The sequence below is a fragment of the Nocardia sp. CA-135398 genome (assembly GCF_050955845.1).
In the GTDB taxonomy this organism is placed as follows: Bacteria; Actinomycetota; Actinomycetes; order Mycobacteriales; family Mycobacteriaceae; genus Nocardia.
This window is the reverse complement of sequence record NZ_CP192084.1, coordinates 900,454-912,351: the sequence shown is the minus strand read 5'-3', so window position 1 is coordinate 912,351 and position 11,898 is coordinate 900,454. Positions and strand designations below refer to the sequence as shown.

General features: G+C 67.0%; 15 protein-coding genes. 6 read left to right on the top strand and 9 right to left on the bottom strand.

Annotated elements, in window-relative coordinates; genetic code table 11:
• Positions 1-141: 141 nt before the first annotated feature.
• From ACQP1T_RS04245 to ACQP1T_RS04230, 4 genes are all read right to left on the bottom strand, one after another.
• Positions 142-552 (bottom strand): VOC family protein, encoded by a 411-nt coding sequence (locus ACQP1T_RS04245; RefSeq protein WP_433758652.1) that lies wholly within the window; start codon positions 550-552, stop codon positions 142-144.
• 20 nt (positions 553-572) lie between these two features.
• Positions 573-1,007 carry a helix-turn-helix transcriptional regulator gene (locus tag ACQP1T_RS04240; protein WP_433758651.1) on the bottom strand — a complete coding sequence of 145 codons (435 nt, stop codon included), beginning with the start codon at positions 1,005-1,007 and terminating at the stop codon, positions 573-575.
• Between the two features lie 38 nt (positions 1,008-1,045).
• On the bottom strand, positions 1,046-2,287 hold the full coding sequence (locus tag ACQP1T_RS04235; protein ID WP_433758650.1) for a L,D-transpeptidase: 1,242 nt from the start codon (positions 2,285-2,287) through the stop codon (positions 1,046-1,048).
• A gap of 67 nt (positions 2,288-2,354) precedes the next feature.
• Positions 2,355-3,461 (bottom strand): UDP-N-acetylmuramate dehydrogenase, encoded by a 1,107-nt coding sequence (locus ACQP1T_RS04230; RefSeq protein WP_433758649.1) that lies wholly within the window; start codon positions 3,459-3,461, stop codon positions 2,355-2,357.
• 25 nt (positions 3,462-3,486) lie between these two features.
• On the opposite strand from ACQP1T_RS04230, the gene ACQP1T_RS04225 reads away from it, so the two are divergent.
• Complete coding sequence (locus ACQP1T_RS04225; RefSeq protein WP_433758648.1) at positions 3,487-3,972, top strand: DUF2505 domain-containing protein; 486 nt, start codon at positions 3,487-3,489, stop codon at positions 3,970-3,972.
• Here the strand turns inward: ACQP1T_RS04225 and ACQP1T_RS04220 are convergent.
• A complete protein-coding gene (locus ACQP1T_RS04220) occupies positions 3,944-4,489 on the bottom strand; it encodes a VanZ family protein (protein ID WP_433758647.1) in 546 nt (181 codons plus the stop codon). The genes ACQP1T_RS04225 and ACQP1T_RS04220 overlap by 29 nt on opposite strands.
• A 121-nt stretch (positions 4,490-4,610) precedes the next feature.
• Between ACQP1T_RS04220 and ACQP1T_RS04215 the strand changes: the two genes are divergently transcribed.
• Positions 4,611-5,132 (top strand): DUF2505 domain-containing protein, encoded by a 522-nt coding sequence (locus tag ACQP1T_RS04215; protein WP_433758646.1) that lies wholly within the window; start codon positions 4,611-4,613, stop codon positions 5,130-5,132.
• A complete protein-coding gene (locus ACQP1T_RS04210) occupies positions 5,102-5,905 on the top strand; it encodes a class I SAM-dependent methyltransferase (protein ID WP_433758645.1) in 804 nt (267 codons plus the stop codon). The genes ACQP1T_RS04215 and ACQP1T_RS04210 overlap by 31 nt, the downstream gene beginning before the upstream one ends.
• A gap of 80 nt (positions 5,906-5,985) precedes the next feature.
• On the opposite strand, the gene ACQP1T_RS04205 is transcribed toward ACQP1T_RS04210, so the two are convergent.
• Together ACQP1T_RS04205 and ACQP1T_RS04200 are read right to left on the bottom strand one after the other, a co-directional pair.
• On the bottom strand, positions 5,986-7,467 hold the full coding sequence (locus ACQP1T_RS04205) for a hypothetical protein (RefSeq protein WP_433758644.1): 1,482 nt from the start codon (positions 7,465-7,467) through the stop codon (positions 5,986-5,988).
• A 94-nt stretch (positions 7,468-7,561) separates the two neighbouring features.
• Positions 7,562-8,170, bottom strand: a complete 609-nt coding sequence (locus ACQP1T_RS04200) for a type IV toxin-antitoxin system AbiEi family antitoxin domain-containing protein (protein ID WP_433758643.1) — start codon at positions 8,168-8,170, stop codon at positions 7,562-7,564.
• A 99-nt stretch (positions 8,171-8,269) separates the two neighbouring features.
• On the opposite strand from ACQP1T_RS04200, the gene ACQP1T_RS04195 reads away from it, so the two are divergent.
• Positions 8,270-8,998: an LmeA family phospholipid-binding protein gene (locus tag ACQP1T_RS04195; RefSeq protein WP_433758642.1), complete on the top strand. Its 729-nt coding sequence runs from the start codon at positions 8,270-8,272 to the stop codon at positions 8,996-8,998.
• Positions 8,999-9,150: 152 nt separating this feature from the next.
• On the opposite strand, the gene deoC is transcribed toward ACQP1T_RS04195, so the two are convergent.
• Positions 9,151-9,837, bottom strand: a complete 687-nt coding sequence (gene deoC / locus ACQP1T_RS04190) for a deoxyribose-phosphate aldolase (RefSeq protein ID WP_433758641.1) — start codon at positions 9,835-9,837, stop codon at positions 9,151-9,153.
• Between the two features lie 140 nt (positions 9,838-9,977).
• Between deoC and ACQP1T_RS04185 the strand changes: the two genes are divergently transcribed.
• Complete coding sequence (locus ACQP1T_RS04185) at positions 9,978-10,532, top strand: GNAT family N-acetyltransferase (RefSeq protein WP_433758640.1); 555 nt, start codon at positions 9,978-9,980, stop codon at positions 10,530-10,532.
• A gap of 105 nt (positions 10,533-10,637) precedes the next feature.
• Here ACQP1T_RS04185 and ACQP1T_RS04180 read toward each other — a convergent pair whose 3' ends face one another.
• On the bottom strand, positions 10,638-10,913 hold the full coding sequence (locus ACQP1T_RS04180) for a hypothetical protein (protein ID WP_433758639.1): 276 nt from the start codon (positions 10,911-10,913) through the stop codon (positions 10,638-10,640).
• 94 nt (positions 10,914-11,007) lie between these two features.
• On the opposite strand from ACQP1T_RS04180, the gene purU reads away from it, so the two are divergent.
• The gene (gene purU / locus ACQP1T_RS04175) at positions 11,008-11,898 is read left to right on the top strand and encodes a formyltetrahydrofolate deformylase (RefSeq protein ID WP_433758638.1); all 891 of its coding nucleotides are present in this window, start codon (positions 11,008-11,010) and stop codon (positions 11,896-11,898) included.

Sequence of the window (11,898 nt, the reverse complement as noted above, 5' to 3'; positions counted from 1 at the left end):
ATGCGCGGTCTCCGTCGGAGTCGACTAGCTCGATCTAATCAGCTTCGAGCAGTGCGTTTCGGTACTTCTCTTGGTGGTAATTGCCCGGCTCGACGCCGGTGACCCGCGGTCGCCACCGGTGTCGAAACGGTGCTGCGATGCTCAGCTCAACTGCTGGATACGGACCATGTTCCCGGCGGGATCGCGGAAGGCGCAGTCGCGAACCCCGTACGGCTGATCGGTCGGCTCCTGGACGACCTCGGCATTGGTGGCCTGCACCTTCTCGAAGGTGGCGTCGACATCCTTGGTAGCCAACAGGATGCTGGCGTAGGTGCCCTTGGCCATCATCTCCGCGATGGTGCGGCGCTCGTCATCGGTGATGCCCGGATCGGCGGCCGGTGGGTGCAAGACGATGGATGTGCCGGGCTGGTCGACCGGGCCGACCGTGAGCCAGCGCATTCCATTGAATCCGACGTCTTTGCGCAGCTCGAAGCCGAGGGCGTCACGGTAGAAGGCCAGCGCGGCCTCGGGGTCGTCCTGTGGGAGGAAGCTCGCTTGAATGGTGATGTCCATGGCTTTCACGCTAGTTGCTGCTAGGTGACCCCCGCTTCTCGATTCCTGATCGGTCTGGTCACCCGTTTCACGATCAGCGTCGGCAGATCCACCGTGGCGTGCTCGGCCTGCTCCCGGTAGGCGCTGGGCGGCATCCCGACCAACTCGGTGAACCGAGTGCTGAAGGTGCCCAGCGACTGGCAGCCGACCGCGAAACAGACCTCGGTGACGCTGAGATCGCCACGCCGCAACAGCGACATCGCGCGCTCGATGCGCCGCGTCATCAGGTAGGAGTACGGCGACTCGCCGTAGGCGAGCTTGAACTGACGGCTCAGGTGACCGGCCGAGATGTGCTCGTCACGCGCCAGCCGCTCGACGTCGAGCGGCTGCGCGTACTCCCGGTCGATCCGGTCGCGGACGCGACGCAGGCGCGCGAGCTCGCGCAGGTTGTCCGCCGGGGCGGGTCTACTGGTCACCTGACCGATCGTCGCACGTCGCGCCGGGTTTGCCTAGCTCAGCGACCACCGGCGGGCAGCGGCGGCACCGGGGTCGCGGACACCGGATTCTTGGGCTCGCCCTGCAATGCCGACAGCCCGGTCCAGGTATTCCAGTCGATGGTCCAGTCGTAGAGATCGCCGTCGGCGGCCGACAGTGCGATCGATGTGCCGGTCACCTCGACCGGGTCGCCGTAGAGCGCGGTCGGGAAGAAGGCCTGCGCGTCGGTCGGCGAGAGGTTGATGCAGCCGTTGGTGACATTCGAAGAGCCCTGTGCCGAAAGGGATTGCGGGTTGGCGTGGATGAATTCGCCGTTATTCGAGATGCGTACGGCCCAACGTTCGCGAACGTTGGTGTAGAACGGCGGATTCGACATCATGAAATCTTCGTACTTCTCGGTGACGACGTGCACACCGGACCGCGTGACATTGCGCGCCTCATTGCCCTCGCCATAGCTGACCGGGAAATCGAAGACGACCTGTCCGTCGCGCACGACCTGCATGCGATGGCTCGGTGCGTTGGCCTTGACGATCTGGCTGCGGCCGATCCGGAAATCCGAAGTGAGATCGGAATATCCGTAGTTTCCGCCGCCGAGATCCAGACCGTAGAGCTTGGCCGCGACGTGCACGGTGGTGCCCGGCGCCCAGTAGTCCTTCGGCCGCCAGTGCGCGCGCGAGCCGCCGTTGTCGTCCGGGAACCAGGCCCAGGCGCCCTCGGTCGGCGGGTTGGTGGTGACGGTGAGCGCCTTTTCCACCGCGGCCTTGTTCTGCACAGAACCCTTGAACTGCAAGATGATCGGCGCGGCGATGCCGACTTCCTGGTTATCGGCGATATTGAGCGTCGCGGGGAAGGTGTTCTTCGGTGCGATGGTGGTGAAGGCACCCTCGATCGGGACCTGCTTGTGGTCGGGCCCGACGGCGGTGCCGGACCAGGTGTATTTGGCGTCGTAGCCGAGCGGTTCGGTGGTCTTGTAGCTGTGCTTGTCCGCGGCGAGTTCGCCCGCGACCTGCTTGCCGTTGGCGTTGCTCAGCGCGATCTGATCGATGGTGCCGTCGGTGACGGTGACCGAGATCGGTGCGGTCGGATTGACGTTCTTGGCGTCGGCGGCAGGGGTCAGCGTGACCTTCGCGACGGGGGTGTTGTCTTTGGCGGAGTCACTTCCGCCTTTGTCGGACGTGCATCCGGCCACCAGCGCGACTACCACGAGCAGCACGGCGGAGACGGCGGCGGCCGGTCTGTGGATGACTGGACGATGGCTCACTTCATCGAATTTACGCGGCGAAAACCGGGTGTCCGGCCCGCGAAGAGTGTGGTGTCCGTTTCACCGTTTAGAGATCCACCCCGATGGGTACCGGCTCCGGTTCCAGTCGGATACCGAATCGCTCGGCGACACCGTCGCGGACCGTGCGGGCCAGTGCGACCAGATCGGCGGCGGTCGCGCTGCCGCGATTGGTCAAGGCCAGCGTATGTTTCGTGGACAGCCGGGCCGGGGCGTCCGGACCCGGGAAACCCTTGGCGAAACCCGCCCGCTCGATGAGCCAGCCCGCGGAGAATTTCACCCCGTCCGGCGCCGGATAGGTCGGGATCGTGACGTCGCCCACATGGGCGATGATCGCAGCCTTCACTTCCTCGACCCGATGGTTCGCGACGACCGGATTGGTGAAGAACGAGCCCGCGCTCCAGGTGTCGTTATCGGCCGGATCCAGCACCATGCCCTTGCCCGCGCGCAGCTTCAGCACCGCCGCCCGGACCTGATCGGCGGGACGTGAGTCACCGTTGCCCGCGCCGAGTGCGTGCGCGAGTTCGCCGTAGCGCAGCGGTGCGCTCGAGCCGTCGGGATCGAGTGCGAAGTCCACCGCGAGCACGACGGCGGTATCGCGATGCTTGAGTGCGCTGGTGCGGTAGCCGAAGCCGAGTTCGGCCGGTTCCACCCAGCGGATCTCGCCGCTGGCCCGATCCAGCAGCCGCACCCGGCGCAATAGGCTCTCGACCTCCACGCCGTACGCGCCGACATTCTGTACCGGCGTCGCACCGGCCGATCCGGGTATGCCCGACAGGCATTCCAGGCCGCCGAGCCCGGCCTCGATCGTGGCCGCGACCACCGTGTCCCAGTTCGCCCCGGCCTCGGCGACAACGCCGTTCGCGCCGATCTCGACCGCCTCGTTGCACACCCGGACCACAACACCGTCGAAGCCGTCGTCGCCGATGAGCAGGTTGGATCCGCCCGCGAGCAGCAGTAGTGGAATGCCCGCGGCGTCCAGCGTCCGGACCGTCGCGACCAGCGCGTCGGTCGTCGCACACTCCGCGACCGTGGCCGGACCGCCGACCCGCAATGTGGTCAGCTCGGCCAGCCGGACCGATTCGCGCAGCCGCGCACCGCTATCGACCAGCAGCTCGCGCAGCTGGTCCGCCGACACCACCCGTGAAGTTCGCACGCCCCAGACGGTAGCCTGTTCGACCATGGCTACACCCCTGGCGTACACGGCTCGCTACTCGCATCCGGTCGCCGCCGTACGCGCGGCCTTCGCCGATGAGCAGTATTGGAAGGACCGCATCGCCGAGGTGGGTGGCGAAAAGGCCCGGCTGGATTCGGTCACTGTCGACGGCGACCAGGTCAAGGTCGAGATGGTGCAGGTCATCGCGGCCGAGCTGCTGCCAGCCGCGATCACCGCGGTGCGCCCCGGCGATCTGATCATCCCGCGCACCGAGACCTGGACCGGCGATTCGGCCACCTTCACCGCACGGGTCGAGGGTGCGCCCGCCGAGGTCCGCGGGAGCATCGAGCTCACGGCCGACGGCTCCGGTTCGGTCGCCGAGACCGAGGGCACCATCGAGGTGAAGATTCCGCTGTTCGGCGGGAAGATCGAGGCCGCGATCGCGGAGCGGTTGACCGAACTGCTGACGAACGAGGAAGAGTTCACGAACAACTGGCTCGCCGAGCACTGAGCTTGGTCGGCGCGGCCTCTGGTGAGCTCGACACCCACCAGCGATTCGACGCCAGTCCGGCGAGCATGGCTCCGATCGCGTTGACGAGGACATCGTCGACGGACGAGTGGCGGCCGATGCCTGAAGCGAACTGGGACATCTCCACGACGATGGACAGCACCGCGCCGACCATCAGCAGCCGCCACAGGTCGGCGAACCAGGCCCAACGGATCGGCAGCAGAAAGCCGAGTGCGGCGAATACCAATAGGTTTCCGCCGAGCTGCTCGGCGACTCGATCGTTGCGCAGCTGATCGATCAGATCGCACAACGGCACCGCATTCACAGAACGACCGGTGCCCGTCGGGGTGAGGATCATCCACAACCATGGCGCGGTGCCGACCACCATGCCGACCTCGCACAGGGCATTGCGCCACGAACCCCGCCGCCGCGCCAGCCACCACGCGAGAGCAACGGCGAGCGGAAGTGCTGCGACCGTCGCCGTGATCACCCCGCCCCACGCCTCCCACGTCCTGTTCATACTGCGATTCTGTCCTGACGATGTGCGGATTCCGCATGGCATGGGTGTGGAAATTGTGGCGGATCCCCAGACCCAACGCCGAGCGATGCGGCGGCCACCGGTCCCGGTAACGTAACCCCACATGGCTCGCCGACTGGACTATTCAGCCCGCTTCCCGCTGCACACCACCAAAGAGCTCTACGCGGCGCTGTCGACCCGGGAGTACTGGGAAGACCGGTGCGCGGAGATGTCGAAACTAGCGCCCGGTAATGAAGTCGCCAGCCTCGATGTCAGCGACTCGGGTATCGACATCGTGCTCCACCACATCCTGCCGCGCGACATGCTGCCGGAGATCGCGCAGACCGTCATGCGCAAGGACATGGTGATCACCCGCAAGGAGAGCTGGGGACCGTTCGACGAGAACGAATCCGTCGGCAAGTTCTCGGCGTCCATTCCGGCCGGGCCCGGCAGCCTCGGCGGCACCATTCGCCTGTTCCCCACCGACACCGGCTGCACCATGCGGTTCTCCTCCGAGGCCAAGGTGTTCATTCCGATGGTCGGCCCGCGGCTCGAACAGCTGATGCTGGTGAACCTGGTCGACCTGTTCCGCGCCGAGGCCGAGCAGACCGTGAAGTGGCTGGAAGAGCAAAACCCGACCCGCTGAGACCGGTCGGCACCATCACCAGGGGCACCACCGGTGTCAACCGACTGCGGCGCAGCGACCGCTGGCTGATCCACGACGAGCTGGTCACCGGCCGACTGCGCGATGCGCCCGATCCGCTGGTCGTCGACCTCGGCTATGGGGCGAGTCCGTGGACCACGTTGGAGTTGGCTCGTCGACTGCGGATGGTCCGGGCGGATGTACGGGTGGTCGGGCTGGAAATCGATCCCGAACGAGTGGTGCCCGGCCGCGACGGCGTCACCTTCGCGCGCGGCGGTTTCGAATTGGCCGGACTGCGGCCGGTGCTGGTGCGCGCGTTCAACGTGCTGCGCCAATATCCGGAGTCCGCCGTTCCCGATGCCTGGGCCACCATTGTGTCCGGGATGGACCCCGCCGGTTTACTCATCGACGGCACCTGCGATGAGCTGGGCAGACGGTGCGCCTGGGTGCTGTTGGATCGATCCGGGCCGCGCTCCCTCACGCTGGCTTGGGATCCGTTCACCGTCGAGCGTCCGTCCGATATCGCCGAGCGCCTGCCGAAAGTATTGATCCACCGCAACATTCCCGGCGAACCGATCCACGCGCTGCTGACGGCCGCTGACCGCGCATGGGCCCGCGCCGCGCCGCTCGCCCCCTTCGGCCCCCGAGTGCGCTGGCGTGCGGCGGCCGAGTATCTGCGCCAGGAGGGTTACCCAGTCCGCACCTACCGCCGCCGCATGCGCGACTGCGTGCTCTCGGTCCCCTGGTCCACCGTCGCACCCAACCCAACAGCGTAGATCAAGATCAGGTGGCGGCTTCTCGACCGATGCCGCCATAGATTCCCCTGGTCTTGAAATGCGGCGGCGGCGCTCGGTTGTCAGGGGCGGTCGAGGAGCGCGCGGAAGTAGCCGGTCAGGGTCGCGAGGGGGAGGATCGAGGTCGGCTCGTAGGGCTGACGCCAGAGGCCGCCGTGGGCGGCACCGGCCACGAATAGGCCCTCGGCGTTGGTGTCGGCGGGTGTTTCTGGTGGGGCGAAGAGGTCGGCAACGAGCTTGGCCGCCAAGAGGGTTCGGGCGGTGTCGGGGTCGAAGACTTCGATGCCGAAGTGGTGGGCGCCGCGGTAGGAGGCGGCGAGGGAGCGTTGGGCGCGCAGGGATTTCGTCCTGGCGGGTGGTGCGACGGCGCATGAGACCGTGCGGCCCGCGGTGTGCGCGAGGATCGTGCGCCACCGCAGGAGACGTTGCGCCAGTGCGTGATTCGGGCCCTGCGCGGGAAGCAGGGCTTCGGCGACACTCCAGGTCGCGCCGAGGTGGTCGGGATTGGTGGTGCGGTAGTTGGGCCGGTACAGGGCCGATGCGGTGAGCACGCGCAAAAGGTGCGGGCCGACGCCGCGCTCGCGCAGGCGGGCGTGGGCATCCGCGATGACGTCCTCCGGGACGGCGTAGCAGTCGGTCGGCGAACCGAGGTATGCGACGGCAGCGTCATCGCGGTGCTCGAGCAGATCCTCGACGAGGACATCCAGCGCGGCGGCCAGCCGAACTCCTTGCGGTCCCGGACCATTCGCGTACAGACCGAACACCGGGCGCGCGTCGTGGTCGAACTGCGCGCGTATCCAATGCACCAATGCCGGGAACTGCCTGGTGATATCCGCGCCCGGCCCGGCCGTGACGGGATAGCGCAGTCGACCCGCACCCGCCTTCGCGATATCCGAAATCCCTTGCCACCGCTGCGGTCCGGGCAAATCGATCGCGAGAACGTCAGCGCCCCATCGCAATAGCGGGCGCAGCGGTCCGAGTTCGGCCGCCGCCCCGGTGACGATTACCCGGAATCCGGGCAGCGACAACCACTCGGGATGATCGATCACCCGCTCCACCGCCGCCGCGAAAGCGGGCTCGATAATGCCGCGGCGCCGCCAGTCGGTCAGCTGCTGCCACAGCACCTCCTCGGCCAATAGCTCTCCGCGGAACGGAATTTCGAGCCGAGGCGCGGGTTTCGCTGTCCCGTCGATCCGGCCGGTCCGGAGTCCGTCGGGTGTGGCGATCGCATCCACGTCGACGCTGTGCAGCGGTGCGATGGTGTGCCCGGTCACGAAACGCAGCAGCTGGCGTGCCGCCCGCAACCCGTCGGTCGCGATCCCCGCCGAGACCGCCGGCGAGCTCGCGGCCAAGGCGGTCATGGCACGGAAGATGCCGCGGTAGGCACAGTGCCAGTCCCGGCAGGTTTCGACCTGTTGCGCGAGGTCGGCGTCATATCTGCGGACCGCGTCGGCGACCACGGCGGTGGCGAACATATCGCCGATGCGCTCGGGCGCTCCGGACGGAAAGACGAGATCCCACTTGCCCTGACCTACCGTCCCCATGGTCAGTCACCATGCCATGATTGCGCGCCGGGCAAAACTGGAGATCGACCGAATTGATAGCAGAATCGGATCATTCGCGTCTGCACCGCGCCGATCAGACGGCGGTGAGGGCCCGGTACACCCGGACCGCCGCACGCGGGGGTAGCCGCGTACTCGCGGAACGGATTTCATCGGTATCGCAGCGATGGATGGCCACCGCGTCGCCGACCACCTCATCCAATGCGGATTGCCCGATAGCGGCCTCAGCCAGATCGAGCACCGTGCGCACGGGCGTGGTCACCAGAAATCCACCCGCGGATTCGAGATCGGCCGGAATCAGCTGGCGGCGCAGCACCACCAGCCGCGGGGTGATCGGTGGACGGCCCGCACCGACCGACATGTGCAGGAATCGCGGCCTCAGTCGACCGAGTCCGTGCAACTCCGCAGCACTCTGATGCGAGACCGCGGCGGCACCGTCGAACCAGGCCGCCCACATGGCGTATTCGTCGAGCGGGCCGGTGGGCCAGTCGGCCAACCGCAGGAGCCCGACCCCGGCCCGCGTCACCGAGCCGTCGCCGAGACCGGCGCGAACGTGCGCCTCACATCCGGCGCGCAGTACCTGTCTGGTGGTGAAGAACCCGGCATGACGCCCGGCCAATCGCCGCAGTACACGCCACCCGTGCTCGGTGGAATCGAGTGCGCGGCCCGCCGCATCGCCAGCCATGTCGACCAGGCTACGCTCGAATTCTGTGTCGCATGTCACAACCGAACCCCTCACAGCGCCCACAGAGCGAGCTCAGAAACGTGGGGAAGAATCGAGCCCATGAGTATGAAGAGCCCATCTACCCTGACGGTCAACCGGCGCGCCCTGGTGATCGCCCTCGTTGTGGTCGCGATTCTGCTCGCTACCGTGCTGGTCGGCGGGGAGGCATATGCGCGGTACCAGGTTTCGAGGTGTATCAGCACCCAATTCGAGAAGGATATGGGTTCGAAGATCGATGTGAGCTTCGGAGCCAAGCCGATGCTGATCACCTGGATCGACGGGAAGGTCGATCAGGTGAAGGTGGACAGCGACGATTCCAAGTTCGGTCCGGCCGTCGGCATGGTGGTGCACGCCAGATTCAACAACGTCGAGGTCAGCAATAGCGGCAGCGGCAGCACCATCGGCAGCTCCTCGGCCGATGTCACCTGGGGCAACGACGGCATCCGGGAGACGCTCGGCGGACTGGTCAGCGGTGTGTCGTCCTCATCGTCGACCGGGATGCTGACCCTGGATGTGCTCGGCGGGCTCGCCCAGCTGCAGGTGAAGCCGGAGATCAAGGACGGCACCGTGCAGGTCGAGACGAAGTCGGCGGCGCTGCTCGGCATGGGGATACCGACCGATCTGGTGTCGGGCATCGTCGAAGTGTTCACGCAGAGTCTGCAGAGCTACCCGCTCGGTCTGAAGGCCACCGATGTCAAGGTCACCGATAACGGCATCGTGGTGAAGCTGGCAGGTGGGCGGACCGAACTTCCCGCCGCGGAGAACAACAGCGGCAGCGTCAGCTGCTGATCCAGCGTCGGTCGGCGAGCCGCGGCGCGACATCGGTGGGCGCGTCGCGTCGGACGGCGGACTTTCGATCGGCGAAATGGCGGTCCAGGTCGGCATTTCCATGGTTGTATCGGCGAATCCGGCACGCCCGTCGTCGGATTCGCCGGACTGGTTCAGGCGGGAAATCCCTCCAGCACCGCACGGGATTTCGAGAGTCCGAGGCGGGTCGCGCCCGCGGCGATCAGTTCGGCGGCGGCCTCGGAGGTGCGGATGCCGCCGCTGGCCTTCACACCGAGTCGTCCGCCGACGGTCTCGGCCATCAGCTGGACCGCGTGCACGCTGGCACCGCCGGAGGGGTGAAATCCCGTGGAGGTCTTCACGAAATCGGCACCGGCGCGTTCGGCGGCGCGGCAGACTTCCACGATCGCGGCATCGGACAGCGCCGCCGACTCGATGATCACCTTGAGTACCGCGCGATCCCCCATTGCCTCGCGCACGGTCACGATATCGGACAGCACCGCGCTGTAATCGCCTGCGCGCGCGGCCCCGACATCGATCACCATGTCGACCTCGGCCGCGCCCTGCTCGATCGCGAGGCGCGCCTCGGCGCCCTTGACGAGCGAATGGTGCTTCCCGGAAGGGAATCCGGCGACCGTCGCGACCACCACTCCGGCTGCCCGAATCGGCAGCATGGACGGCGATACGCAGATCGCGTACACGCCGAGTTCGCGTGCTTCCACCACCAGCGCGGCCACCTCCGCGGCCGTCGCCTCCGGCGCCAGCAGCGTGTGATCGATCATGGCGGCCACCTCAGCCCTGGTCAGCGACGCGGAATTTGCCACAAGGTGAGAGTCTGGCATACCGGCGGCGAATTCCATTGCGTGCCTCGGGCACATCGCGCACACTCGATACTGTCGGTGGAGCTAGACAGCGCTTGCGACTGCCCGGCCGATGTTGCGCAGTTGCGGATGGCCCCAATCGTTCAGGAGGAGACGACACTGTGCTGATCCGTCGCGAACGCGCCGACGATGCCGCCGCGATCGCGGCCGTCCACCGCAGCGCCTTCGGACCGCAGTACGCGAATGCCGACCGGGAGACGGCCGAACTCGCCGACGACAGCGCGGCCGACCCACCCGAGGTCGACCTGATCACCCGGCTGCGCAGCGACTCCGGCTGGATTCCCACCCTCTCGATGGTCGCGGTGGAACACGACAGCGTCATCGGCCACGTCTGCCTCACCCGCGCGGGCGTCGGCCCGTTCCCGGTACTCGCCCTCGGCCCGATCGGCGTCCTGGCCGAACATCAGGGCAATGGTGTCGGCGCGGCCTTGATGCACGCCGCCATCGGCGCCGCCGACGCCCTCGATGAACCCCTGATCGGCCTGCTCGGCCACCTCGACTACTACCCGCAATTCGGTTTCCTCCCCGCCGCCCGCCTCGGCATCACACCGGACGAACCGGCCTGGGTTTCCCATTTCCAGGTGCGCACGTTGTCGGCGTACGACTCGCAGATCACCGGCGAATTCCGTTACGCGGAGCCGTTTTACGAGTTGTAGTTCCGCGGGCCAGGCGAGGTTGGGGATCCAGGGGGAGGGGTGGCCGGATCGGGATGGTGGCCGGAAAGGTCGAGAAGGGCGCTGCAGGAATGCATTCTCGGCGGGTCACGGGTGGTGGAGCATGGTGTAGACGTAGGAGCGTTCGTGTTTGCGGGTGACCCAGGCACCTTCGGGGGGAAGGTTGCCTTGGCCGGGGTCGTCGAAGGGGCGACTGAGGACTTCGTCGGAAGCGGTGCAGATGGACCAGCCGAAGTCTGGGAGGCGGCGGCACCAGAGGTCGTGATCGATTCGTTTGTACGACGGGTAGCCGTAGGCCCAGCCGTCGCGCACGAATTCATACGTCAGCCCATCGAGCTGTCGTACGAACTTCACCCGTGTCACATTCCCATTGTCGGCTTTCGCGCAACACTCGCTCAACACCCGCCGCGTGCCGGGTGCCGCCGGTGGCACATAGTCGACCTGGGAGGATGAGCGCATGAGTTCCGCTCCACCTGCCTTGGACGACCGACGCTTCGTGCTCACCCTCGGGTGCCCGGACCGTCCCGGCATCATCGCCAGGATCACCTCCTTCATTGCCGAGTTCGGGGGGTCCATTGTGGAGGCGGGCTACCACTCCGATCCGGATATCGGCTGGTTCTTCACCCGCCAGGCGATCAAGGCGTCGACGGTGCCGTTCGGCATCGCGGAACTGCGCGACCGATTTGCCGGAGTCGCGGCCGACTTCGGCACGGAGACAGAGTGGCAGCTGCTGGACTCCGGTGAACGGCGCCGGGCTGTACTACTGGTCAGCAAGGACGGCCACTGCTTGCACGACCTGCTCGGCCGCGCCGCCAGCGGTGAACTGCCCGCCACCATCGAAGCGGTGATCGGCAACCACCCGGACCTCGCCGGGATGACCGAGGCGCACGGCGTGAAGTTCCACCATGTGCCCTTCCCGAAGGATCCGGCCGAACGCGGCCCTGCCTTCGAGGAGGTCCGCGCCCTGGTCGATGCCCACGACCCGCACGCCGTCGTGCTGGCTCGCTTCATGCAGGTACTCCCCGCCGACCTGTGCGAACACTGGGCAGGCAAGGCGATCAATATCCACCACAGCTTCTTGCCCTCGTTCGTCGGCGCCCGCCCTTACCACCAGGCCTTTGCCCGCGGCGTCAAACTGATCGGCGCGACCTGCCACTACGTCACCGCCGAACTCGACGCGGGGCCCATCATCGAACAAGATGTGATCCGCATCGACCACGCGGACGAGGTCCGCGATATGGTCCGCCAAGGCCGCGATATCGAACGCGTGGTCCTGGCCCGCGGACTCCGCTGGCACCTCGAGGGCCGAGTCCTGGTCCACGGCCGCCGAACGGTCGTCTTCTCCTAG